Annotated in this window: 23 protein-coding genes and 2 tRNA genes; 6 read left to right on the plus strand and 19 right to left on the minus strand. The window is 49.5% G+C overall.

Annotated features, from left to right (window positions below; translation table 11 throughout):
• Window positions 1-82 precede the first annotated feature (82 nt).
• From AC0MA3_RS25590 to pyk, 4 genes are all read right to left on the minus strand, one after another.
• The gene (locus tag AC0MA3_RS25590) at window positions 83-1,153 is read right to left on the minus strand and encodes a sensor histidine kinase (protein ID WP_474658237.1); all 1,071 of its coding nucleotides are present in this window, start codon (window positions 1,151-1,153) and stop codon (window positions 83-85) included.
• Window positions 1,150-1,833 carry a response regulator gene (locus AC0MA3_RS25595; protein ID WP_474658238.1) on the minus strand — a complete coding sequence of 228 codons (684 nt, stop codon included), beginning with the start codon at window positions 1,831-1,833 and terminating at the stop codon, window positions 1,150-1,152. The genes AC0MA3_RS25590 and AC0MA3_RS25595 overlap by 4 nt, the downstream gene beginning before the upstream one ends.
• 46 nt (window positions 1,834-1,879) lie before the next feature.
• A complete protein-coding gene (locus AC0MA3_RS25600) occupies window positions 1,880-3,955 on the minus strand; it encodes a serine hydrolase (protein ID WP_474658239.1) in 2,076 nt (691 codons plus the stop codon).
• 190 nt (window positions 3,956-4,145) lie between these two features.
• Window positions 4,146-5,255 (minus strand): pyruvate kinase, encoded by a 1,110-nt coding sequence (gene pyk, locus AC0MA3_RS25605; protein ID WP_474658240.1) that lies wholly within the window; start codon window positions 5,253-5,255, stop codon window positions 4,146-4,148.
• A gap of 130 nt (window positions 5,256-5,385) precedes the next feature.
• Between pyk and AC0MA3_RS25610 the strand changes: the two genes are divergently transcribed.
• Together AC0MA3_RS25610 and AC0MA3_RS25615 are read left to right on the plus strand one after the other, a co-directional pair.
• Window positions 5,386-6,273: a fructose bisphosphate aldolase gene (locus tag AC0MA3_RS25610; RefSeq protein ID WP_474658241.1), complete on the plus strand. Its 888-nt coding sequence runs from the start codon at window positions 5,386-5,388 to the stop codon at window positions 6,271-6,273.
• Window positions 6,274-6,288: 15 nt separating this feature from the next.
• Window positions 6,289-6,654 (plus strand): VOC family protein, encoded by a 366-nt coding sequence (locus tag AC0MA3_RS25615; protein ID WP_379154009.1) that lies wholly within the window; start codon window positions 6,289-6,291, stop codon window positions 6,652-6,654.
• 125 nt (window positions 6,655-6,779) lie between these two features.
• Here the strand turns inward: AC0MA3_RS25615 and AC0MA3_RS25620 are convergent, their stop codons facing one another.
• Together AC0MA3_RS25620 and AC0MA3_RS25625 are read right to left on the minus strand one after the other, a co-directional pair.
• Window positions 6,780-8,087, minus strand: coding sequence for an APC family permease (locus AC0MA3_RS25620; protein WP_474658242.1), 1,308 nt, complete (start codon window positions 8,085-8,087; stop codon window positions 6,780-6,782).
• 79 nt (window positions 8,088-8,166) lie between these two features.
• Entirely contained in the window at window positions 8,167-9,471 is a 1,305-nt protein-coding gene (locus tag AC0MA3_RS25625; protein ID WP_474658243.1) for an SMI1/KNR4 family protein, read from the minus strand.
• A gap of 212 nt (window positions 9,472-9,683) precedes the next feature.
• Between AC0MA3_RS25625 and AC0MA3_RS25630 the strand changes: the two genes are divergently transcribed.
• The 3 genes from AC0MA3_RS25630 (at window position 9,684) to AC0MA3_RS25640 (ending at window position 12,522) form a co-directional block, all read left to right on the plus strand.
• Window positions 9,684-10,256: a hypothetical protein gene (locus tag AC0MA3_RS25630; protein ID WP_474658244.1), complete on the plus strand. Its 573-nt coding sequence runs from the start codon at window positions 9,684-9,686 to the stop codon at window positions 10,254-10,256.
• Window positions 10,257-10,278: 22 nt separating this feature from the next.
• Window positions 10,279-11,586: a TerD family protein gene (locus tag AC0MA3_RS25635; RefSeq protein ID WP_474658245.1), complete on the plus strand. Its 1,308-nt coding sequence runs from the start codon at window positions 10,279-10,281 to the stop codon at window positions 11,584-11,586.
• Between the two features lie 285 nt (window positions 11,587-11,871).
• Window positions 11,872-12,522, plus strand: a complete 651-nt coding sequence (locus AC0MA3_RS25640; protein WP_474658246.1) for a transcriptional regulator — start codon at window positions 11,872-11,874, stop codon at window positions 12,520-12,522.
• Window positions 12,523-13,079: 557 nt separating this feature from the next.
• On the opposite strand, the gene AC0MA3_RS25645 is transcribed toward AC0MA3_RS25640, so the two are convergent.
• From AC0MA3_RS25645 to nrdR, 3 genes are all read right to left on the minus strand, one after another.
• A tRNA-Lys gene (locus AC0MA3_RS25645) sits at window positions 13,080-13,152 on the minus strand.
• 15 nt (window positions 13,153-13,167) lie between these two features.
• Window positions 13,168-13,243 (minus strand) — tRNA-Ala (locus AC0MA3_RS25650).
• Between the two features lie 220 nt (window positions 13,244-13,463).
• On the minus strand, window positions 13,464-13,940 hold the full coding sequence (gene nrdR / locus AC0MA3_RS25655; protein ID WP_074084047.1) for a transcriptional regulator NrdR: 477 nt from the start codon (window positions 13,938-13,940) through the stop codon (window positions 13,464-13,466).
• A gap of 164 nt (window positions 13,941-14,104) precedes the next feature.
• On the opposite strand from nrdR, the gene AC0MA3_RS25660 reads away from it, so the two are divergent.
• A complete protein-coding gene (locus AC0MA3_RS25660) occupies window positions 14,105-14,323 on the plus strand; it encodes an alpha/beta-type small acid-soluble spore protein (RefSeq protein WP_074084046.1) in 219 nt (72 codons plus the stop codon).
• A 106-nt stretch (window positions 14,324-14,429) separates the two neighbouring features.
• On the opposite strand, the gene AC0MA3_RS25665 is transcribed toward AC0MA3_RS25660, so the two are convergent.
• The 10 genes from AC0MA3_RS25665 to AC0MA3_RS25710 all read right to left on the minus strand — a co-directional run.
• Window positions 14,430-14,993, minus strand: coding sequence for a lytic transglycosylase domain-containing protein (locus AC0MA3_RS25665; protein WP_474658247.1), 564 nt, complete (start codon window positions 14,991-14,993; stop codon window positions 14,430-14,432).
• Window positions 14,990-15,586, minus strand: a complete 597-nt coding sequence (gene coaE, locus AC0MA3_RS25670) for a dephospho-CoA kinase (RefSeq protein ID WP_474658248.1) — start codon at window positions 15,584-15,586, stop codon at window positions 14,990-14,992. The genes AC0MA3_RS25665 and coaE overlap by 4 nt, the downstream gene beginning before the upstream one ends.
• Window positions 15,587-15,595: 9 nt before the next feature.
• Window positions 15,596-16,342 carry a manganese efflux pump gene (locus tag AC0MA3_RS25675; RefSeq protein WP_474658249.1) on the minus strand — a complete coding sequence of 249 codons (747 nt, stop codon included), beginning with the start codon at window positions 16,340-16,342 and terminating at the stop codon, window positions 15,596-15,598.
• Between the two features lie 190 nt (window positions 16,343-16,532).
• Complete coding sequence (gene mutM / locus AC0MA3_RS25680; protein WP_474658250.1) at window positions 16,533-17,375, minus strand: DNA-formamidopyrimidine glycosylase; 843 nt, start codon at window positions 17,373-17,375, stop codon at window positions 16,533-16,535.
• A gap of 50 nt (window positions 17,376-17,425) precedes the next feature.
• Window positions 17,426-20,095 carry a DNA polymerase I gene (gene polA / locus AC0MA3_RS25685; RefSeq protein ID WP_474658251.1) on the minus strand — a complete coding sequence of 890 codons (2,670 nt, stop codon included), beginning with the start codon at window positions 20,093-20,095 and terminating at the stop codon, window positions 17,426-17,428.
• Window positions 20,096-20,259: 164 nt separating this feature from the next.
• On the minus strand, window positions 20,260-20,919 hold the full coding sequence (phoU, locus tag AC0MA3_RS25690; RefSeq protein ID WP_379154046.1) for a phosphate signaling complex protein PhoU: 660 nt from the start codon (window positions 20,917-20,919) through the stop codon (window positions 20,260-20,262).
• 69 nt (window positions 20,920-20,988) lie between these two features.
• Window positions 20,989-21,744, minus strand: a complete 756-nt coding sequence (gene pstB, locus AC0MA3_RS25695; protein ID WP_379154048.1) for a phosphate ABC transporter ATP-binding protein PstB — start codon at window positions 21,742-21,744, stop codon at window positions 20,989-20,991.
• A gap of 273 nt (window positions 21,745-22,017) precedes the next feature.
• Window positions 22,018-22,746 (minus strand): response regulator transcription factor, encoded by a 729-nt coding sequence (locus AC0MA3_RS25700; RefSeq protein WP_379154051.1) that lies wholly within the window; start codon window positions 22,744-22,746, stop codon window positions 22,018-22,020.
• Between the two features lie 189 nt (window positions 22,747-22,935).
• Complete coding sequence (gene pnpS, locus AC0MA3_RS25705) at window positions 22,936-24,729, minus strand: two-component system histidine kinase PnpS (protein ID WP_474658252.1); 1,794 nt, start codon at window positions 24,727-24,729, stop codon at window positions 22,936-22,938.
• 225 nt (window positions 24,730-24,954) lie between these two features.
• Window positions 24,955-25,487, minus strand: a 533-nt coding sequence (locus AC0MA3_RS25710; RefSeq protein ID WP_474658253.1) for a carbohydrate binding domain-containing protein, incomplete at its 5' end; no start/stop codon positions are given.

The raw sequence follows: 25,487 nt of genomic DNA on the forward strand, positions 1-25,487 counted from the left end.
CAACTCCCTTGCTCTGATATCCCTTTCATGGTAGAGAAAAAGGCTTCTCCCGTCGCCCGGATCAGATGACAACGAGGAAGCCTTAAGTGACAATTTTATCATTTAATATATCTGTTAAATTACGTACGGATTCAAATGCGTTCATAGCCGTAAATGTCATCTGCACCACAGTACCTGGAGGGGGGCCGGATTGGACCGTTAATGAAATCCCAATTTTGGTTGCAACCGTTTGGGCTAAATAGAGACCCATTCCAGTGGCGGCATTGTACATCCGGCCGTTTCCTCCTGTAAAGCCTTTATCGAAGATACGCGGCAAGTCGTGCGCAGCAATGCCCGGTCCTTCATCTCTTATCGTCAGCCTGACCTGTCCCTCCGGTGTAAGTTCAGTCGACAGATGGATCATACCACCCTCCGGGCTATATTTGACCGCATTCGTCAACAATTGGCGGATAATAAAACGGCACCATTTGCTGTCCGTTCTGACCCGAATTTCTTCCCCTTCAAACCCGGCAGCTATATTTTTCTCCACACACCAGGAAGCAAGCTCGCGGAGTTCCTTCGCGGCAAGCCGCTGAATGCCTGTCTCCTCCAGCACATAATCTGATTCCAGTGACGGCAATCGCGAAATGTATAACTGCTGGTCAATCAGTAAATGGACACGCAGCCATTCCGGTTCGATTTGACGAAGTGCAGGACTGTCCCTGTCGGTATCGAGAATTAACTTTATTGCGGTCAGCGGTGTCTTTACCTCATGCACCCATGCCGCTATATAATCCTGCTCGACGGCCTGGGCCGTCTGGTTGTCCGAAAGCTTATGCATATACCAGCGTTCCATTACCCGAAGCAATTGATTGGCAGCGGTTTCCTGAAGGAAATGGGCAGACGGCAGTGCTTCAACCCAGCCCTCATGGATCTCTTCACCCAGTTCCGCCAGTGCCTGAGCATACTTCGTTTCTTTTCGGAAACGCCATTCCAGGAACACTGCCATGCCCAGAATCAGCAGCAGATTTAAATACAGCAGGGAATCACGCCTGATGGCAATGCCATCATCGATCCAGATCAGCAAATTCACAAACAACAATGAAAACAGATAAAAAAGAATCCAGCTTTTTCTGTCATTCAAATAGCGGAGCCGCAAGTAAATCCCCTTCATAGTGTAGCCGCCATATAACCCAGCCCTTTTTTTGTAACTATGGCTTCTTCCAGATGAAAAATCGCAAGTTTTTGACGGAGCCTGGTAATATTCGCTGTCAGCGTATTGTCGTTGACAAAGTGTTCATCATCCCACAGCTTGCGGATCAGATCCTGGCGTGAGATGACTTTATCCTTGGCTTTGACAAGCACAACCAGAATGAAAAATTCGTTCTTGGTCAAGCTTACGTCTTGCCCCTCCTTACGGAGCAGGCCGCGTTTCATATCAAGAATTGTGCCGTTCCATTCCATCAGATCGTCCGCTTCTTCTCTGTAATCATAGGTCCGGCGGAGAATTGCTTTAATATGTGCCAGCAACACGTCCATATGAAAAGGCTTCTGGATATAATCATCCGCCCCCATGTTCATCGCCATCACCATATCCATTGGATGATCCCGCGAGGACAGGAATAGTATCGGAACTTTCGACACCGCTCGGATCTCACGGCACCAGTGAAATCCGTCATACATCGGGAGCTGGATATCAATAATAACTAGTTGGGGCTGTACTTGAATATAGGTGGACATCACATCATCGTACCGTTCCGGTCCGGTTACATGAAAAGACCATTGCTCTAACCTGTCCTTAAGTGCACGAAAAATCGCCGCATCATCTTCTATAATAAAAATATTAAGATTCATAGCAGTTCAATCCTTCCTGGGGTCCCGTGCTTCCCCCATCATACCATTAAGGAAGCAGCATCGTGAACATCAGTGCAGCCAGCTCCTGCTTGTTAATTGCCCGCTGAGAGCCGTAATTGAACACACCATCCACTTCTGTTACCTCAGGCCCGTGAAGCTTCCAGGCTACTACAGAACTGACGGCATCTGCAGCCCATTTCGATGTGCCTGGCTCCAGTACCGCTGTAGAATCCGGTACACGGATTCCAGTTACCGTCAGCAAGCGGTAACAAATAGCCGCGGCCTCCTCACGGAGAATCGGACGGTCCGGTTCAAATCGCCCGTTACCCGTCCCATTTAATATGCCGGCCTCAACAGCAGCTTGGATATCTTTTCGATATTCAGAATGTTCAGTGTCTTTGAAGAGGTCAGGGTTAGAAGATCCGGGAATGCTCCACATCGCATTGAAGGCATGAATGAATGCTCCGCGGCTGACATACTGCAGCGGTTGAAACGGCTGAGTCAAATCATCGCTTAAGAACCCGAGTGATTTCAAACCGAGGATATAGCCCGCATAGGGGTGGCCTGTATCTACATCGGGGAAAGCCGGCAGCTGCTCCGGTATTTTCGCGGCATAGCTGTATAGATTAGTGTATTTCATATAAGTGATACGGCCGTCGGCATCCATCCGGAATGCAAGCGGATTGCCCTCACTATCCAAGAATAACAGATCGTCAATCTGCTGCAGCGTGTGGCTGCCAAAAACGTCGCTAACCTTCAGCGTGCCTTTGCCGGCCACTTCGACCCTGGTCATTAATTTGATTCGTAAATCGGAGTATAACCCTGCGAATTTAGCAAGAGTATCTACAGACTGTGACTTACTCCCCTTGGTTTCGTAAGTGGGTTCGCCCTTCGCATAATAATGATTCATAAATGCAGTAAACAGGTCGTTGCGCAAATCCTGATTGGTATTATACGTGATAAAAACACCTGTCTTCCGGTCGGGAAGAAGCCACATCAGCGAACTATAGCCCAGAATATCGCCACCTTTGGAGATCACAAGCTCACCATTTGTCTTGGACGGAATCACTGGCGATTCGAAACCGTAGGTCGTATCCGGCAAGTCAGGATGGATGGCCATCTGATAGGCCGACATGGCCTTAACCGATTCGGGAGAGAGGATCACCGTACCATTCGCCGCACGGCCCCCGTTCAGAAATGCTGTCATAAAAAGCGCCATATCGGAAGCGCTGGATAGCATGCTGCCCTCCGGCCATTCACTGGGTGAAAAACCATACACCGGGATAGGGCTGCCCGATTCGTCGTAAGATGGTACAAGTCTCCGGGTCAAATACGTCGTCATGCCAAAGCTACTTGAGGTCATGCCGAGCGGACCAAACAGATGCTTTTGCATATAGCTCCCGAAAGGCTCTCCGCTCACCTGCTGGACAATATATCCTTGCAGCCGTGAAGCGAAATTATCATACATGTAAGCCGTTCCCGGTTTGCGGATCACTGGAGGGAATACGTCGAAGATGCTTTCTTTTAAGGACACCGGCTGCTGGGAGAGGTTGGTCAGATAGCTGGCATCCGAAGGTTCACGTACTTCAAAACCGGTCGTATGCGTTAAAAGATTCTCTATCGTTACAGGGGTATCGAATGGATTCGTCACCTTGTAACCGTCCAGGTATTTTTCAATATTATCCTGAAGGGAGAGTTTCCCCTGATCGACAAGCTGCATAATGGCCGCAGCCGTGAATACTTTGGAGACGGAGCCGATCCGAAAGGTATCCTTCATCCCCGCTTCCTCCGGCTTCAAGGCTGGAGCTGAACTCCCGTAGTTTTTGGACAAAAGCACATGACTGCCCTGAACAACGGATACCGCAGCATTCCTGGCTTTTCCCTTAACTGCATCCCGGGCAAAAAAAGCGTCGAGAAATGCCTTTACTTCCTTCGCATCCTGAGGTCCGCCGGTATAATCTCCCTTGGAATTCCTGTCGGGTAACACATGCTGCTGGACGGAAGCCGACGGGGCTGGTTGAGGTTGCTGCGTCGCAGCCCATGCTTCACCGGCAAAACTCAGCATCAGCACAGCGGTCAGGCAGCTGCACGTACAGCGTATTCGTTTCCTATTCTGGTTCAAACCTAATCCTCTCCTTGCTTCTCTTGAATTTGGGTTTACCCATTTAAGAAAGAACGGGCCGTCCCAACACACCTAATTGTATGGCTAGCCACCCATACTGTCGTGCGATTCAGATGATAAGCAGGAGCGGGATAGTGACAATGTTGTCACATTGGAATAAAAAAAACTTGTATTGGGTTCGCGTGGTCCACTAATCCGTCCGGTTACTTACTGCAGTTTTCTTATACAGATTATCAAACAGGGATTCTGTACATAGCTCCCCCAGCTCAAAATCGCTCTTCCCTTGCTCCCGGATGTTCTCCGCAAATTTGGCGACCGTATTCAGGACTCTTGTGCTCTGCACCGGATAATCGCCTACAGAGCTTTCCGCTGACAGCATTACAGCATCGGTCCCGTCCATTACGGCTTGAGAAATATCGGTTACCTCTGCACGTGTTGGAACCGGGTGTTCCACCATGGATTGAAGCATCTGAGTAGCAGTGATTACATAGGTCCTGGATTGCTTGCACTCGCGGAGAATGGCTTTCTGAATGAAGGGAATTCGTTCGAAAGGCAGCTCTACGCCAAGATCTCCGCGCGCAATCATGATTCCGTCGGACGCCTCCATGATGGATGAGAAATTCTGTATGGCATGAATGGTTTCGATTTTGGATACCAGACCCGGTTGACTATATTTCCCCAGCGCAGATACAAACGCCCGAATTTCCATCAGATGCGATGACTCACGGATAAAAGAACAAGCAATCCAATCCACATGATGCTCCAGCAGGAACTGAAGATCCTGTTTGTCTTTTTCAGTAATGGCCGGCAAACGGATTTTCGTTCCTGGAAGGTTGATACCTTTATGGCTGCTGATTGTTCCACCGACAATAACCTTTGTAATAATGCTTCCCGGATGCTTATCCGTCACCTCAAGCTTAACTTCCCCGTCATTGATTAAGATCGCAGCACCCAGTTGAATATCCTCCATCACCACAGGATTATCGAGTGCGGCTCGCTCCTGGCTTCCCGGTTCATCCGACTGATCGAGGATAAAGCTTTGGCCTTCCTCTAATCGAACAGCCTCCCCTTGTACACTCTTCAGACGGATCTTCGGTCCCTGCAGGTCCCCCATAATCCGCACGGGTTGTCCTGTTTCAGCGGCGGCGGTCCTCAACACTTCAATTACCCGTGCATGCTCTTCATGGCTCCCGTGTGACATATTGAGCCGGGCGATGGTCATACCGCTCAGCAGTAACTCCTTAAGAATAGCTGGGGATGAACTAGCCGGGCCTATCGTGCAGATCAAATCAATACTCAACTGAACTCAACTCCCATATCTGATTGGCCTTCATACCTTACCTTAGTTTGCATTGTACGTTTAATCTAACTAAACTATACATGAATGATAACCGTTGCCATTCACTTTACAGAAGGGAAGGGACACACTCATGAATACGAAACAATTAGAGCGGATTCACACAGGAAAGGGTTTTATTGCGGCTTTGGATCAAAGCGGAGGCAGTACTCCAAAAGCCCTGCTGCAATATGGCATTCAGGAAGGCCGCTATGCCACTGAAGAAGAGATGTTTGCACTGGTGCACGAGATGAGAACGCGAATTATCAAGAGTCCGGCTTTTAATTCCAGGCACATTTTGGGTGCTATTCTTTTTGAGAACACGATGGACCGCTCCATTGACGGTCAATTCACGGCTGATTATTTATGGGAACAGAAAGGCATCGTGCCTTTTCTGAAAATCGATCAGGGTCTGGCCGAGTCTGATAACGGGGTTCAGCTCATGAAACCTATCCCCGGTTTGGATGATCTTTTGCAGCGCGCCGTCCAGAAAAATATCTTCGGAACCAAGATGCGCTCACTAATTAAGGAAGCGAATCCTACCGGCATACAACAAGTCGTAGAGCAGCAGTTTGCCGTTGCTATCCAGATTGCTAATGCCGGTCTGGTGCCGATTATCGAACCGGAAGTAGATATCCATAGTAAGGATAAAGAGCAAGCGGAGAAGCTTTTAAAACAAGAGATCTCTGCTCAATTATCTGCTCTCGGTAAAGACGTGAAGGTTATGCTTAAACTTTCAATTCCTACTGCGGATAATTTCTATAGTGATTTAATAGAAGATCCGCATGTGGTAAGGGTTGTGGCTTTGTCAGGCGGCTACACTCAAGCGGAAGCCAACGACAAGCTTGCACATAACCATGGGCTGATCGCCAGCTTCTCCCGGGCCTTGTCCCAAGGGCTTAGTGATCAGCAAACCGATGAAGAGTTCAACGCCATGCTCGAACAATCCACCCAGGCCATCTACGAGGCCTCCATCACTTAAGGGGGGGCACCCGATATGATACTGCGTCTGAATTGGATTACACTCAGGGTCCGCAACCTGGAAGCTTCCCTCGATTTCTATCACAGGATTCTAGGGCTTCCTATTGAACGCAGATTTGAGAGCAGAGGAAGACAAATAGTTATGTTAGGTGCAGAAGGACAACCCAAGATCGAGCTGATTCAGGGAAATGAGAAGGTTATGATACCTGAGAGCGGCGTCTCTGTTGGTTTCGAGGTGACTTCACTGGATGAGGCCATCGATCATTTAAAAAGCCAGGGTATCCCGTTAGCACGCGGACCGATCATGCCCAATCCTCACCTGAGATTCTTGTATGTACTGGACCCGGACGGCTTCGAGGTGCAGTTAGCGGAGCACAGGTAGACCAGTGGTTGAAAAAGAAAGACCGCCTCCAATGGAAGGCGGTCTTTCTCTTGTCCTGGATTCTTCAGCTACCATTTGCTATCTTTATAAATTCTCCGTCCTACGCCTGCAAAAAACTCTATGCCTTACAACCGGTTTTTGCGTGACAGCACATAGTAGACCGGGAGTCCGGCCAGCGTTATGCCTATTCCTATAAGTGAGCGCAGCGGATCACTGATAATTGTGCTGCCCAGAATATATAATCCGCCCGCTACCCCAATAATAGGAGTAACCGGGTATAAAGGCACGCGGTAGCGTCCTTTTGCCAGCGGTATTTTTTTGCGCAGGATAAATATACCAAACACGCCCATAGTAAAGAAAATCCACAACACAAACACCAGCAAATCCGTCAGCGTATCAAAGGTTCCCGAGAAAATATAGATGACCGCCAGCACACTTTGAAAGATAAGCGCATTGGCCGGAGTCTGAAACTTGGGATGGATGCTGCGGAGCACCCGCGAGAACGGAATCTGGTTGTTCTCCCCCATCGCCTGAGGCACCCGTGCAGCAGTCATCAAATAACCATTTAGCGCACCAAGCACGGACACAATAATACCCGCAGTAATAAAAGCTCCACCGCCATTGCCGAATAATGCCTCTGCCGCATCCGCCCCCGGAGTCGGGGAAGAAATGATCTGGTCGTAAGGCAGTGCCTGAAAGATGGCAATATTGAATAATACATAAACGGCGATTACAAAAATAACCCCGATGGAAATGACTTTGGGCAGCGTCTTGGCCGGGTTCTTGATCTCTCCTGCCATATTCGTCACACCGATCCAGCCGTCATAGGCCCAGAGCGTGCCCAGAACAGCTGCTCCAAAGCCCGCTCCCGCTGCCGACGCCCCTATCCCACCAAAGCCAGGAGCCAAATTCGAGAATAAGCCCACTCCTACTATTCCCGCCACCGGAATCAGCTTGCCAACCGTTGCAACGGTCTGGATAATCCCACCGAATTTGGTCGCAATGATGTTCATGATTAGAATGAAAGCCAGAATAGCAACGGCCAGCAGCTTCTGCTGCCATTGATTCAGCGGCAAAAAATAGCCGGAGTATGTAGCAAAGGCAATCGCCAAGGCCGCAACGGAAGCCGGATAGGAGATTACAGCCTGCACCCAGCCCAGCAAATAACCGAATACTCCGCCATAGAGTTCTCCCAGATATGTATACAGACCTCCCGACTTCGGAATGGCGGCTGCAATCTCTGCTACGCTCAGTGCTGAAGCCAGAGTAATGATACCACCAACCCCCCAGGCCAAGATACTCATCCATGGGGTACCGGCATTATTCAGCACAATCCCTGGTTTCAGAAAAATCCCCGAACCGATAATCATCCCTACCACAAGGGCCAGGGCTTCAAAGAATGTTACAGTTTTTATAAGCGGCTTTGTATTCATTCTGACATTTACTATCCTTCCTGTTGCTAGATTGTAGCGTATTTTAGATCGATCATAACTGACTGGAGGGAAGATCCGGCTAAGCCTGTCCCAGGTGAATAAGACTGTCCAGCGCATTTTGGATGGCCTGTTTTTCTTTCTTGAGCACAGCTTCACCCTGCAACCGCTCCAGTAAACCTCTTACTTGTAATGCCTCCATCTCGCTTCCAAACAGCGGGTAACCTTCCGGCAGACTGGATAAGGCCGAAATTACGATCCGGCGCTGAACATCCTTGCCCTCAAGCCACTGAATCACGTCAGAAGCTTCTGGCTGCGAGTGAATATACAGCGTATCCCACCCGTCAAAAGGGAACGATACCTTATCCTCCATCCACTTCAGTACCTGCTGGCTGCGGAATGGCTGCAATAAGGAATTCGCTTCATAGCCACTTAACTTGCTATGCTTCCCTTGCTTATCCAGCTCTTCAACTACACGCTGCAGCCCTTCCCCTGCCGGTAAGCATACAGACGAGAGATAAGATCTCACCTGACGACTCACCTTAAGAGGAGGCTCATTTCCCCACAGGGTCCGTACGAAGTCAGCAGCGTATTCCTTAAGCAGATCACCCGCGTAACACAATAGCTGTGACCGATTGTTAAGGTTTGCCTCCTCCACTGCTCTTGTGACCCACGCTTGCAGCACCGCTTCCTGTGAATAACAGGCAAAGGCCGCCTCTACCTCCGGATGAATTCCGTTCATTTCCGTATACAAGATCAGTAGTGGCAGCTCCTGCTTCGCCTGCTCCACGGTGAGGGTCAGATATTGGTGCAGCCAGGCCATCCAGCGCATACCGTTACTACCGCCTGGATTCAGCCCCTGTTCATCGCAAAAATCCGGGTATTGCCATTCCTCCGCCCCCACACATCCCAGCTCGGTAACCCGCTCCAAAAAATCCGTTATGGTTGGAGCCAGCACCCGGAATTCTGCTGTCTCGTGAGCCCAGTGGACGACGGAGGTTCCAGATGGGCTATGCAGGTCAAGCACCAGCTCATCTCCGTTCCCGGCAAGATGAAAGCTCAGATTCCGCTTCTGCCCATCCATGCTCTTATCGGCAAAGTCGGAGAAATCCAGCACTTTGAGATCCCAGCCTACATCACCGCTCACCTCAAACGGCATAATCGTCTCACTCGGAAGATACCAGCTCACCTGAGCCTTAGCGGCGCCCTCTTCCAGCAGCGAGCGAAATTCTTCGGGCAGCAAAACTCCAAGACGAGTTTCCACTGTCTCAATGTCCTTTTTCTTCGCTGGTGGATCAAAGTAAATATACGTATCTGCAGACTTCAGCTCCAGTGCCTGAATCAGCTCCCGCCACTGACCTTTCCATTTTTCTATAGGTTTGTGCATTTGTGCGTCCCCCTTCTCTTGATTTTATCATGAAGCTGTGGAACTGAAAGCGAACAACTTCATTCCTCCTGGACCCATTTCGGGTAAGTTTGCTTATAAAAGAAACTCTCCGTTGTAACCTACCAATATAGGAATAAATCCTCTCTCCCAAGATTCCCCATATTCTGCTATGCTAATATAATCATAGAGAAGAAGCAGGAGGCGCAATTTGAATGGATGCATTTCAATATGAGCTTACTTCAGAGACTGGCATCAATCTGAGATATGAATATGGAGGGGAGTACTTCACATTCAGCCTTTATCGGGATGACAGGGGATGGGTCCTTCATCCCTTTGATGGCATCCTGCTGAGGAACCAGACGATGTGCGCACTTGTCGCACAAGAGCTGTTCAAACACAAGCCTTTTCAGGTAATGCTGGCGAAAGAAGGTATTCTCTTCACCGATATCCGTTCCACCGTTAACCTCGACAATGTGAACACTCCGATTGCCGCACGCAATGAGCGCAATGATCGGGAGTCTCGTGATAACCCGGCTGATGACCTGATGGAATTTGTTCAGCAGCATTCGGTTGAAGAGGTCATTGAATACGAGTGCGGTCTTATTGGAAGCCGCATCTCCTTTTATAGAGAGATCCTGCAGCGTATGTTCATGGACAACCTGGGTCCCTCAGATCCGGAGTTCCAAAAGGTACTGGATATCGTACGTATTTACGAACATTCCTTGGACAAGCTATCCAATCTGAACGGCCCGGATCTTGACGCGGGAAGACGTGGCAGATTATAAATCTCTTGAAAGGCTGATTCTAATGACACTTGAGCTTATAAAGGGACAAAAGTGTAACTTAACGAAAGACAATCCTCTCCTTACCCGGATTATTGTAGGAATGGGCTGGCACAATACGAGATCTGAGGTTGAAGTTGATTTTTCCGCCTTTTTGCTTACGCCTGCCGGGACTGTAACTAAAGATGAAGACCTTATTTTTTATGGCAATTCTTCTACTTCGAACCAATCCATAGCTGTATTGCTGTCGGATAAAAAAGCCTATGCAGGCTTAACCGATAACACACAAATCGCTGTCGAGCTCAGGCAAATTCCTGCAGACTACGAACGGATTGCTTTTGCACTAACGATATATGAGGCTGAAAAGCGGCAGCAGAACTTCTCGCTTCTGGACGATGCGTATTTACGGATTATTAACGCTGATGATGGAACGGAACTTCTCCGCTATAACCTAGGTAAAGGTTTCTCTGTAGAGACCGCCATTGTCACGGGAGAGATCTATAGATACCATAATGAATGGAAATTCAGCGCTGTAGGTTCGGGATATGCTGGAGGTCTAGCTGCCTTATGCAAAAGCTATGGGATAGAGGTCAATGACATACTGCCCTCGGTTGTACCCGCCAGCCCAATAATTCAATCACAGCAGTCGCCACTTGTCCTCCCAGAACTGCGGTCACGGCCTAAGGCAGCGGGCAATTTGCCCCCTTCTTCACCAGCATTACCTCCAGAACCCCAATTAAATCTGAATACCATCCTCCTTAAGAAACGCGGGGAGAAGATCAATCTCCAGAAAGGGACTGATTCCCTGGGCGAGATACTGATCAATCTTAACTGGTATCAAAAAAAATCTTCGGGCTGGTTCGGAAGTAAAGGCGTTGACCTTGACCTTGGTTGTCTGTTTGAACTGAAAAATGGCATCAAGGGCTCTGTCCAAGCACTCGGTGAATCCTTCGGAAGCTTGAACAGGCCGCCTTATATCTCCCTTGACGGGGATGACCGCACCGGCTCCATAGCTACCGGCGAGAATCTGAGGATTAATGGCCATTATCTTTCCGAAATTAGCCGCATTGTTATCTTTGCCTTCATCTATGAGGGAATCACGAACTGGTCGGAGGCAGATGCGATTGTAACCATCAAGCAGCAAGGCGGTCCGGAGATCGAGGTCCGGCTGGATGAGCACAACAACAATAAGGGCATGTGTGCCATCGCTATGATTCGTAATCTGAATGATGAGACACTCAGCGTCGAGAGACTCGTAGAATATTTCGCCGGACACCAGGAATTGGATCAGTATTATAACTGGAATCTGAGATGGGAAGCCGGCAGTAAATAGCGGTCATTACAGATACAATGAGAAACCTTGCTTCTCAGTTCCTCTATCTAACGCAACAGTGTACCACTGAAAATCGTTAACTAATAAACTCCACTCATACTTACACTTTGGAATGTTGAATTGAGTTCACTCAATAGGCCGCGTTATAATAAAAGACATAGGTTGTGAAGCACACGCCGCTTTCATACAATGCCTGCCTGAATAATACTTCAGGACGGGTTGTTGTGGGCGGTTTTTTTGTGCGATAAATTAGACTTTGGTATATGACTTAAGGAGGAATTATTGATGCCACGATTTGAGCAGCAGTACGAGGAATGGATAAAAAGCAATATAGAGAACGAGAACAACCACAGGCGTATAGAATTACTTGGCAAAGGATTAGGTCACGGAACAGTTGAGTTTCTCCGCACAATATGGTTTCCGGCCATCGGAAATTTGGATCATCTGTTTCCGGAATGGGAGGTACGCGACTTTCATAACGGATACCGTTATTTGGATTTGGCGTATATGCCTGGGGGTGTGAAGGGCGGGATTGAAATCCAAGGCTATGGTCCACATGCCAGGGATCTGGACGTCCGAAGGTTCAAGGATTTATGCCGTAGGCACTGCTTGCTGGCTCTGGATGGCTGGACCTTCCTCCCCATCGCTTATCCTTCGATTGTGGAAGAGCCAAAGCAATGTCAGCAACTGGTGCTGTCTTTTATAGGCAAATTTATTGCGACAGATGTGTCTGCCTCGTTAACCTGGCTGCAAGCAGAGTCTCTGCGTTTCGCAAGACGTCTGCTCCGGGCGTTCACACCCTTGGAACTTGCGTTGCATCTCAAAGTCACAGATAGACATGCCAGACGGATCCTACACGAAATGGTCCAACTGCAGCTACTGGATATAGCAAGCGGCGGACAGCAGCGCAATCGTACATATCAGCTGAAAGTGTAGCTAGGTGAGGGGGTGGGTAAGAAAATGTATGGCTGGGTGGATCAGTGGAGCTGACTAATCAGGAGTCGGGGTTAGGTCGGACTACATTCTTATTGCCATCGTAATGGTGGAGGAGTTGAGTGAATCGTTACGGACCGAGGTGCCTTTATTCCCACCAAAAAGGCTATTTCGTCTATCTTACGGACTCAGATGCAGTTATTTGCTGATATTCCGTGCGAAACATGCCTGATCGAGGTAAATAAGCGCGGTACGGTCCGTAAGCTCTGCTGAACATGCCGATTTGAGAAGATAAAGTCAATGGGGTCCGTTACGGTACCATTGTTAAGAGAGCACAGTCGGGAAGCCTTGGTTAGTCCAAAAGCGGGGGGCCGGGGTTGGTGGGTTGGTGGGTTGGTGGGTTGGTGGGTTGGTGGGTTGGTGGTCGACAGCATTTGGTGCTGTCACTTACACTTGGCGAGCGTTTGCTAGGCAGTAGTTCCCCACTCCATTCACTGCCCCTAATCCACCTACTCCCCTGAACAATAAAAAGAACGGCATCTCTGCCGTTCTTACTGTGATGGACTCTCAGGGGCTCGAACCCTGGACAAATAGATTAAGAGTCTACTGCTCTACCAACTGAGCTAAGAGTCCAAGTATAAAAATTATTGGTGGAGCCAAGGGGGATCGAACCCCTGACCTCATCGCTGCCAGCGATGCGCTCTCCCAGCTGAGCTATGGCCCCATGAGACGTTTTAGAACTACAATATGTATTCTAAAAACTGACTTTATTTGTAATGTTCATGTCACTTAGAAGCTGATTTGTTTCGTAGGCGACTTCTATATAATATAAAAATTCAGGGTCCGTGTCAACACCTTTTTTCAAAAAGCTTGGAGGCGCCCCACGCTAACCCTTGTAATAAGCCGCCAGCAGGTCAGCGGCTTATTACTTTCACTTAGAAGGACTACAAACCCTCCAGCTCCCCGGTACTCTTGGACAACAGGCCTTTCAGCTCTTTCATGAACATGTTGATGTCCTTGAACTGGCGGTAGACGGAGGCGAAGCGGACGTAAGCGACTTCATCTACAGGATAGAGCTGCTCCATGACGAGCTCACCGATCTGGCGGCTCTCCACTTCAGCCAGGGCGATCCCCCGCAGCGACTTCTCGACCTCGGAGACGATGACCTCGAGGCGCTCAACGGAGACAGGACGTTTCTCACAGGCGCGGATCAGGCCTCGCAGGATTTTGTCGCGGCTGAATTCCTCGCGGCTGCCGCCTTTTTTGATTACAATCAGCGGTGTCTCTTCGATCATCTCAAATGTGGTGAACCGCCGACTGCATGATTCACATTCCCGCCTGCGACGGATTGACTTATTTTCGTTGGCCGGGCGTGAGTCCAGCACTTTGGTATTCGTGTGATCACAGTAAGGACATTTCATAAGCTTAATCACTTCCTTTTGCAATAGGTGTAACGCCCCGGTCCGGCAAAGAATCGGCTCTGAAGCGCTCATTCTAATTTCCATAAAACACCGTTTATTTGTTGTTATGAAGATGGCAAGTCCAGCACATAATACTGTTACCAACCGATAGGAGGTGAACAGTAATGAGCCAAAATAACAGCTCCAATAACCTGGTAGCTCCAAATGCACGCGGTGCCTTGGATCAACTGAAATACGAAGTTGCCCAAGAACTCGGTATCACCCTCTCCCCAGACGGGTACCAAGGCAATAAAACTTCTTACGAAAATGGTTCGATCGGTGGTTACATCACAAAACGTCTTGTAACCCTGGCTGAACAATCACTGGCAGGTCAGTTCAAATAAACATGTCTCCTAAGTTTGCCAAGAAGTATTATTCGACTTTCGGGTCGTGTAATACTTCTTTTTACATAATTCAGGGGCTTAATGACTATTCATTACTCCTCGCAGCCTAGAACTCATTATAGATCTCTGTATACTGTTCGTAATAATAAATAACACGCTGCACATAATGGCGGGTCTCACCAATCGGAATATCCTTCACAGCGGCTTCGCTGCCGTCCCACTCCCCTTCATCCATCCAGCGCTTGACCTTGCCGGGACCCGCATTGTAGGCCGCAATAACCGCTATACGGTTGCCGTCGAACTGCCGGGATAGTGAAGACAGATACCAGGTGCCCAGCTCAATGTTAGCCGATGGTTCTTCCTTAAGCCTATCCAGTGATACATCCGGAAGCTTGGCCTTTTCGAGTGCCCATTTGGCGGTATCAGGCATCAGCTGCATGAGCCCTATAGCCCCTTTTTTGGACTCCCGGCCTGTTTTGTAATTTGTCTCTACCCGAATGATGGCTGCCACAAGGAATGGATCCATCTCATAAGTAACGCTATGCGTACGGATCTCATTTTTATAGTAAATGGGATAAAACAAGGACATCCAGTTCGTACTCAAGAATAGAATGGCTGTAAAACCTATAAACAGCAGGAGCAGCACTCTTTTTTTACGCAACCATTTCATGACAGCCCCAGCCTGTCCCATAAAACAGCAACCTGCTGCCTTGTATCTTCCAGTTCTCCACTGTTGTCGATGACATAGGTAGCCTTCCTGCGCTTCTGTTCAATGTCCATCTGGGCACCTAATCTGACTTCCGCCTGCTCCAGGGTTAACTGATTGCGTTCCATCAGTCTGAACAGCTGAAGCTCACGGGGAACGTAGACCACGATGATGTGTTGAAAAAGATTGTCCAGGCGGGATTCATACAATAGCGGAATATCCACGATGACCAATCGCCGGGGGTCTTCCTGCTCCAAGGTATACATGCGGTTCTTAATCTCCAGGCGTATCGCCGGATGTGTAAGATCATTCAGGTTCTGCAGAGCCTCAGGATCGTGGAAAACAATCTCTCCCAGCTTAGCCCGGTTAAGCGTCCCATCCGGCAGCAGAATTTCTACTCCAAACTTGTTCACGGCTGCGTCCAGAACGGGAGACCCCGGCAGCATTACCTCTCTGGCAATGACATCGGCATCAATCAGCCGCGCCCCCTTATCCGCAAAGATTGCAGATACGGTGCTTTTTCCGGAGGCAATGCCCCCGGTTAAGCCCATAATCATGTACTCACCTCATAATAGCTTCATTATACCCATTGCAATTAATAATAACGCAGGCAATGCAGCTGCATGCCTCATCCAATAGCTTCCCGATAATTTCAATCCCGTCTTCATTCCAAACAGCAGAAAAGTTCCGCTAAACAGGGCAATCATCAGTGAGGTATAGACGGGACTGAATCCCAGCAATGCCGCTCCAAGTCCCGCACCGAACGCATCCAGCGACAATGCAATTCCAAGCACCATCGCTTCCATCGAAGAAATACTGCCCGAAGCGTCCATATCGGCTGAAGAAGGTGTACGAAGAATCTGGATCACTACACCCAGATGCCGCAGCTCCAGCGAGAAGACCGCAGATCTCGGCGGTTGTTCGTCTACTGTTTCAAAAGAATACGCAAGTTCATTGTTCCCGGCAAGAGCAGCAGCCGTCTCCCGTCTGGCCTCCCCATCGGCCTTCCCGCCAGCAGCTTCTTCATTATGGCTGTTCTCCTTCTGCGTCAGCATCTGGAATAAGGACCAGCAGCCCATCAAGACGAGAATAACCGCTCCAATACTGGATGCGGCATGAGGAGAGACCACCTTGGCCAGCAGCACACCGACCTGCATGGAGATACCAATGACGATACCCGAGCACAACGAGATGATCAGGATCGAGAGCAGCGGTATTTTCATTTTACGCAGCCCATATGTAATACCAACACCAAAACCGTCCAGACTCAAGGCAAACGCCAGCAGCAGCAATGAAAAAAATGGGCTGAGCACCCGTAATCCCTCCCGTGAAGAACCGGCAGCCCACCCAGATGACTCCGGGTAAGGCTCCGTTCGCTCTAATCAGCATTCTTCACACAGTATATGGGCGGAACAAGCAGTGAGTGCCTGACTTTTATAGCTGCATGGACAACATTAGCGTAAATCGGGAAATACGGCAGTGCCAAATCTTACGGTATAACGCTTACTTTACAATCTCATTTGGCGGCTGACAGCTTGGACAATAATGCGTGCCTCTTCCTCCAACCACACTCTTCTCGATCAGTGTGCCACAGCTCGCACAAGGCTGATCTTTGCGACCGTAGATGAGCAGCTGATGCTGGTAGTTCCCGCTCTCTCCCTGGCCGTTGACATACGATTTCACCGACGATCCCCCAGCATTTACAGCCTCCGTCAACGTAGCGACAATGGCATGATGGAGCTGATCAAGCTGGCTTCCGGTTAGCGCTTTGGCGCCTGTCTCCGGGTGGATACGGGCACGGTGCAGCGCCTCATCTACATAAATATTTCCGATGCCGACTACATATTCCTGATTAAGCAGCAGCGGCTTGATTTTGGTGCTTTTGCCTGAGACAATTTCCTTGAACCGTTCCGGTGTAAAAGAAGGCTCAAGCGGCTCCTCCCCCAGCTTCTTCAGCGGCGGCAGCAGCAAATCCTCACCAGGCTGGAATAGATGCATAGTGCCGAACTGGCGCACATCCGTGTACCTCAGCTCCGTACCATCCGTAAAATGAAAAATGACATGAGTATGCTTGTCCAGCGGCTCATCTCCCTGATAAAGACCGTAGCGGCCTTCCATCCGCAGATGAGACACCATGACAAGACCATCCAGCACAAAACGTAAAAACTTTCCTCTTCGCTCCACTTGTACTACTGTATGGCCTGCCAGCATGCCTGCAAAAGCCTGAATATCGTCCGGCCGTTGAATGATCCGCGGCAGCCGGACGGTGACGTTCTGTATCTGCTTGCCTGTAATTAAGGCATTAAGTGTTCTTTTGACAGTTTCTACTTCCGGTAATTCCGGCATAATGACTCACCTCCACTTCATTATACCGGATATACGGTTCTTGCGGGGGGCTATTTCGCCTCATACCAGTTACTTCCATAACTTACCTCTGCTTTGAGTGGTACGGAGAGCTTGAGTGCTCCTGCCATGACCTCCGGAAGCAGTTTTTTCATCAGCTCCAGCTCATCCTCAGGCACCTCAAACACCAATTCATCGTGTACCTGTAGCAGCATGCGGCTTCTGAGTCCGCGCTGGTGCAGCGCTACGTCCATGTGAACCATAGCCAGCTTGATAATATCCGCCGCTGTCCCCTGAATCGGGGTATTCATCGCCGTACGTTCGGCAAAGGAGCGGAGATTGAAGTTCTTCGCATTAATCTCCGGCAGATATCGCCGGCGTTCCAGTAATGTAGTCACATAGCCCTGCTTGCGCGCTTCCACTACAATATCATCCATATACTGGCGTACACCCTTGAATACCTCGAAATACTGCTCAATGAAGTGTGCTGCCTCTTTACGCGGAATATTAAGATTCTGGGACAGGCCGTAATCGCTGATACCGTACACAATCCCGAAATTGACCGCTTTGGCGGAACGGCGCATATTGCTGTCCACTTGGTCGGCGGTAACCCCGAACACATCCATTGCTGTTTTGGTGTGAATGTCCATGTCTTCCAGAAAGGCTTCCTTCATCCGCTCATCACCGGAGATATGAGCCAGCACCCGTAATTCAATCTGCGAGTAGTCTGCCGCTAGAATCGACCAGCCCGGTTCGGAAGGCACAAAGACCTTGCGGATCTTGCGGCCTTCCTCCAGCCGGATCGGGATGTTCTGCAGATTTGGAAACTGGCTGCTGAGCCGTCCGGTAGCCGCAATCGTCTGGCGGTAGAAGGTATGGACCTTACCGGTCTCTGCAGAAATTTCCTTAAGCAGACCTTCTACATACGTGGACTGAAGCTTGGCAAGGGTGCGGTATTGCAGAATCAGCCGCACCGCATCATGGTAGAGAGCCAACTTCTCCAGTACCTCTGCATCCGTGGAGTAACCTGTCTTCGTCTTTTTGACAACAGGCAGGCCCAGCTTCACGAACAGGATTTCCCCCAGCTGCTTCGGCGAGTTGAGGTTGAACTCGGTTCCGCAAATCGAATAAATATCCGATACCAGCCTGGAAATCTGATTCTCAAACTCTTTGCCGAGATCAATCAGATCCTGTTTGTTAACGGCAATCCCCTGCTTCTCCATATCAGCCAAAATACGGGACAGCGGCATTTCCAGATCAACAAACAGCCCGGTCATATCCGTGTCCGTCAATTCCTGCTGCTGCTTCTGCACGATACCGAGCACGGTAGCGCTTTTGCGGGCGATATGGTTGCCCAGGATTTCAAGCTCCGGAATTCGATATTTGGCACCCTTGCCGAACACCTCTTCATCCGGGGACAGACGAGGCAGGCCATATTTGGCAGTTAGATCGTTCAGATTCTGATTGGCTTCCGTCGGGTCCAGCAGATAAGCGGCTAATTGCACATCATTAGCAGCTCCGGCAAAAGCAATCCCCTGCCAGTGCAGGGCCAGATCTGCACGATGCAGATCATATCCGCTTTTGGGCGCCTTCTCATCCCCAAGCCAATCCCGCAGCTTCGCTGCAGCCGGGCTCTTCAGCAGAGGAAAAGGAACGAAGAAATGCTGTTCCGGAGAGGACAAACCCAAACCAATCACTTCTGCTCGGTGCGGATTCTCGCCGTTTGACTCCACATGCAGCGCAGAGATACCCGGTAATGCATCTAACAGTTCAGGCAGCTCCGCTTCGCCAACGATGGTGATATCCAGCTCTGCAGCAGGAGCTGCCTCCAGACCCTCTTGGACTCCGCCAACAGCAGCATAGGCGCTCAGCGACAGGCGCTCCAGCAGGGACTTGAATTCCAGCTTGGCCAGCGCCGGACCCGCGGTATCCTTATTAATTCCGGTGAAGACCATATCCTCCCAGGCATGCTGGAGTGGAACCTCACGGTAGATCGTCGCCAGCTTCTTGCTCATTACTGCGCTATCCGCATGTTCCTCCAGCTTTTCCTTCATTTTTCCCTTAAGCTCATCCGTTCCGGCCAGTACGCCTTCAACTGACCCGAACTGCTGCAGTAGCTTCAGTGCAGTCTTCTCTCCAACTCCGGGGACACCAGGAATATTGTCGCTGGCATCACCCATCAGGCCTTTGAGATCGATAATCTGATGCGGCGTCAGATCATATTTGTCGCGTATTTGTTGAGGCCCGTACATTTCTACCTCGGTAACCCCTTTACGCACCAAAGCCACAGTCGTATGATCCGAAGCCAGCTGCAGCATATCCTTATCTCCCGACACAATCATGACCTGACGGCCGGCCTCGTCGGCTTCCCGGGATATACTACCGATAATATCGTCGGCTTCGTATCCTTCTATTTCAAATTGCGGCACGCCCAGATTTCTGAGCAGCTCCTTAAGCATCGGGAACTGTTCGGAGAGCTCGGGTGGAGTCTTTTGCCGGCCGCCTTTATAGTCTTCATAACCTTCATGACGAAAGGTGATCTTACCCGCATCAAAAGCTACAATCATGTGTGTGGGCTTATGCTCTTCAATTAAGCGCAGCAGCATGGTCGTGAATCCGTATACTGCATTGGTCTGCTGTCCTGCGGTATTCGTTAGTGGCGGCATTGCGAAAAATGCGCGGTAAATAATGTTATTGCCATCGATTAGAATCAACTTGTCCATTTCTGCACCTCGCCTTTATCTTGCATACTTCTTACATTTTAACATATGCCCTGCGTAAGCAGAAACGCCGAGCGGGTCATTAACAGCATAGAAATGCTTTATTCACATAAAAAAACAAGCTTCCTATGAAGAAAGCTTGCTGTCTTAAGAAATTTATTCATTCACTATTGATTCAGATCGGGACGTTTGCCCGTTACCAGGTAGACTACACTCTCGCCAATGTTGGTGGCGTGATCTGCAATCCGCTCGATATAACGGCCGACCAGCGTCAGCAGCATTGCCTGATTGAGGAACTCCGGTTTTTCGACCATAAAGGCATAGAGCTCATTGATCATCCCGCTGTACAGCTGATCCACTTGATCGTCATCCTGGGCCATTTTGTAGGCCAAATCCGTATTTTCGTCCAGGTACGATTGGATGGCTTCCGTAATCATAACCGTTACCAACTCTGCCATACGTGGAATATCCACAAGCGGCTTAATGAGCTGCTGACCTTGGATCCGCATAGTTACCTTGGCCACATCCAGGGCCAGATCGCCCATACGCTCCAGGTCACTTGAGATTTTGAAGGCAACAATAATACGGCGAAGGTCCTTGGCCACCGGCTGCTGGGTAATGATGAGCCTCGAACCGATTTCCATAATTCTGTCTTCCATGGCATTAAGCCGCAAATCCGCCTTCACAATCTCCTGTGCACGATCAGTATCCAGGTTCTGCAGAGCAAGCACCGCGCCTTCCAGCGCATCCGTCACATGCTCACCCATCTGCTCCAGCAGACTGCGCAGCTCTTCCAAATCTTTATCGAATTCTTTTCTGCGAATCATTATAAAAGCGATCCTCCTCAAAAACGTATGGTCAGCCTGTCATTTCCGGGAACTTGCCGGTCTACCAGATCAGCCGAAGCGTCCTGATATATAGTCTTCAGTGCGGGAGTCCTTGGGATTCGAGAATAACATCTCCGTATCCGCAGCCTCCACAATTACACCGTTCAGGAAAAATACGGTCCGGCCCGATACCCGTGCGGCTTGATGCATATTATGTGTGACCATGACAATCGTATACTTATCCTTCAGTTCCTGCACCAGTTCCTCAATCTTAAGCGTGGATACCGGGTCCAGTGCGGAGGTCGCCTCATCCATCAGGAGAATATCCGGCTGTACCGCGAGCGCTCTGGCAATACAAAGACGCTGCTGCTGTCCACCGGAGAGGCTGAGTGCCGATTTCTTAAGGAAATCCTTAACTTCCTCCCACAGGGCGGATTGGCGAAGGCTCTGTTCCACCAGCACATCAAGCTCCGCTTTGCCGCGGACTCCGTGCAGACGTGGTCCGTATGCCACATTGTCATAGATCGACTTGGGGAATGGATTAGGCTGCTGGAACACCATGCCCACCTGCTTGCGCAGGCTTTCCACTTCTACCTCGTCGCTGTAAATATTTTTACCGCTGATGTTAACCTTACCTTCAATACGTGTACCGGGGATCATGTCGTTCATTCGGTTAAGTGTACGCAAAAGGGTGGACTTCCCGCAACCGGAGGGCCCGATAAAAGCGGTCACCTGTTTCTCAGGCACTTGAAGGTCCACGCTTTTCAGCGCTTGAAATGACTCATAGTAGAGATCTAGCTTCTCTATGTCAATGATGGATTTCATTAGTTTTTGTGTCTCCTTCTCATCATCTTCGTACCCCATGATAAGCTTTCAGTGTAAATAGAGTTGAAGAGAATTGTTATCAGATTGTAAAATCCTATGTAAGGTTTGGCAGTTGCAACTTGATCACTTAATTCATTTAGCCAATAAGAACAAAAAGCCCTCACAACGTGAGGACTTGCCACAGTTATCCTACAGACCAGACTCATATCAGTCCATAGCTTTTACCAAAACGCCAGATATTTATGCATTCAATTAACAAAGGACGCTGTTATATCACATAACCGGGATTCTTTTTTTGTTCACTACTAGTTTGTAGCCCACCCCGCGAATCGAATCGATATGCACGGATTCCGGGTCCAGCTCAAGCTTCTTCCGCAGGGAACTCACATGAACGTCCACCGTCCGTTGCCCTCCGATGTAATCAAAACCCCATACGGCATTCATCAGATCATCACGTGTAAGCACAACCCCTGGCTTGCGGGCCAGATATAACAGAACCTCGAATTCCTTCGGCCGCAGATTGATGCTCTGACCACCCAGCAATACCTCATACCGCTCAGGGTAAATCTCCAGCTGTCCCAGGATTATAGTAGAGGCGGGTACTGCAGTATCCGGCTGAACTTCTTCGGCCAGACCGGAAATCCGCCGCAGCACTGCACTGACACGGGCAAGCAATTCAGATACACCGAAGGGCTTGGTTATGTAATCATCGGCACCTGACTTCAGCCCCCGAACCACGTCCTCTTCAGCATTTTTGGCTGTTAGCACGATTACAGGCGTGCGAATGCCTTGACCGCGCAATTTATCCAGAATATCAATCCCGTTCATTCCAGGCAGCATCAGATCCAGTACGATTAAGTCAAAAGGTTCTCTAGTCGCACGGTCATATCCTGCCGTTCCATGATCCTCAACGGTGACCTCATAGCCTTCCTGTGTCAAATTATACGACAGCAGCCGGGACAGTGTCGGTTCGTCTTCAATGACAAGCAATCTTTGTGCCATAGTTTCCCCCGTCTTCATATGTTTTCAATTTTACAAAACTGCAGGCAAGCCCATCATATCACCGGAATGTTAAGCCGGTGTAAAATAGCAAAGGATTTATATTATTTCAAGTTCTATTATTCATACTAGCGATTTAAAACCTTGCTGACAATCCGGCAGCGAACAAATCCGCTCCCTATGATCACCTGCCTAGTGAGAACCTTCCTGCAAAAGTGGAAATTCAAGAATAAAGGAACTGCCGATTCCGAGGTCGCTTTCAACAGAGATCGATCCGTGATGCAGCTCAACCAGATGTTTGACTATCGACAATCCAAGACCGGTTCCGCCGGAGCTTCTGGATCTGGCTTTGTCCACCCGGTAAAAGCGTTCAAATATCCGTGGCAGATCCTTCCGCGGAATTCCCATACCGGTATCTCTTACAGTAAAGTTAACAGTCTCCGTCCCGTCATCGTTCAGGGTGTTAACCACAATTACATTTACGCTTCCGCCTTCATGAGTGTAGTTAATCGCATTGGACAACAGGTTCATGAAGATCTGGCGCAGTTTATCTTCATCGCCCTCCATGAACAGCTCAGCAGGCACATCCGCACGCAAGCTAATATTCTTCTTTTCGGCTACTTTGCTAAGTGTTTCGAGCACGGAATCGAAGAATTCAATCAGATGCACCGGCGAGCATTCTAGCTGGACGCGCTTGGATTCGATTTTGGAAAGTTCCAGAATGTCTCCGATCAGGCGGTTCAGCCGTTCATTCTCATCATAGATAATCTGCAAAAAAGAGCGTGCCGTTTTCTCATCAGAGACCCCACCGCCAAGCAGTGTCTCAGCAAAACCTTTGACTGCGGCGACCGGAGTCTTCAGCTCATGGGATACATTGGCTACGAACTCGCTGCGCATTTTCTCCAGCCGGCGGATTTCTGTTACCTCCTGCAGCAGGAAGAGCATCCCCCGGCTGGAACCGTCTTGAATCATCGGGACGCCATCCAGCCGTACGATCCGCTCCGCAGGGTTATAGAAGCTCCGCTCTTCATGGACCGGCTCATTACGGGAGACGCCCTCCTCGATCAGGCGTGTAAGCTCATAGTGATGTTTCAGCTCCTTGTAGGAACGACCCGTCATCTCACTATTCTTCACATCCAGCAGCCGCTCGGAGGCCCGGTTCAAGAGTGCAATTTCACCCTCTGCATTGATCATTACTATGCCGCCCGTCATATTGTCCAGTACGCTCTGCAGCAGATCCTCATTATTCCGGATCGTCTTGAGCTGGTCCTGGAGGCTGTCTGCCATCGCATTAATGGCGTTCGCAAGCTGACCAATCTCGTCTCTGCGGTTCATCGGAACCCTTGCATCATAGTCCAGGTCGGTAATCCGCCGCGCTACTCTGGTAATCTGCTCAAGCGGTGAGGTCATACTGGAGGCAACCTTATAGCTGACAAATGTGGCTGCAATGAACAGCAGTACCAGCCCGCCCGCCATGATCATCCAGGCACGGCTTAAGCCCTCTGTAACTGCATCCAGCCCCATAGAGAGACGGATATATCCATCAAAACCCTGATCAGACACTACGGCTCCGGCTACATACAACATTTCCCGGTTAAGCGTATCACTGTATCGGATCGCACGCCCGATCCCTTCTTTTGCAGCGAGTACTTCCTCTTCGCGAGTCGAATGGTTGTCCATCTCCATCGGATTTTTCTCCGAATCGCCAATGACCTTGCCGTCCTTCAGAATAAATGTGATTCGTGAATTGGTTAACTTAGCGATATGCTCTGCCTGCTGAGTATAATAGCTGACTGCATTCGGGCTGTCGGTGTCTGTAAATTGAAGGGTGCCAGACAACAGGTTAATTTCCCGGGACATATTCTCTTCCAGCGCGGAAATATGTGAATCCTTAAACAGCTTGGCCATGGTAATACCCGCGCCGATCATGGATATGCCAATCAGGGCCATTAATATCAATGTTAATCGAATGCGAAACGGTCTCATGAAATGTATCCTCTTCCTTATCCATTGTGTCCTTGAGAACATCCTACCTTCATTTTCGATAAAATACCAGTTCCTGTAGCGATTATCAACGCTGTGTAAAATCGATATTGTTTTTTTCAAAATCCTTTTATTTAACAACAACAAGGAGCGGCTCTGGATTGAGCCGCTCCTTGTTATGAATCCCATCATGCTTCCTAAGTGTTTCTGTCAGCAGCTTTATTGCTGCTACAGATCCTTCCAGCGCTGCACGGTAAGATTGACGGTCTGCGCTCCGCCAGCAGGTGTGAGCGTCCGGTTCGCAATATCCGCCCCGCTTGTGCTAGTCTCCACTGAAGCCCAGCTCCCGCGTGTTACCTTGTATTGAACTGCCGTTCCAGCCGGCAGACTTAAGGTGATGGAATATATGCCATCACTTCCTTTGGTCAGCTGGTACGCAGGGTCCGCCGCATTCCAGCTATTGAAGCTCCCCGTTAAATACACCGGTCCGCTTGCTGGAGTTGTACTTGGAACCGTGACCTTGAAGGTCACACTGTCCGCTTGCGGCACACCTGATGTGATACTGCCGTTCACCAGACTCCATGTGCCTGCTCCGAAGTGATAATTACTGCCTCCGTTGCTGTCCCAGGTGCCAGCACCGTTATTGAAGGCTGCGGTTAAGCCGGTTGCACTCCCAAGCTGGATCGTAGCCATCTTGTAGCCACTGTAAGAAGACGCCTGCATCTGCACTCCCGGAGATGTAGTCCAGACTGTAGAACCAT

This window comes from Paenibacillus sp. LS-5 (assembly GCF_056121505.1).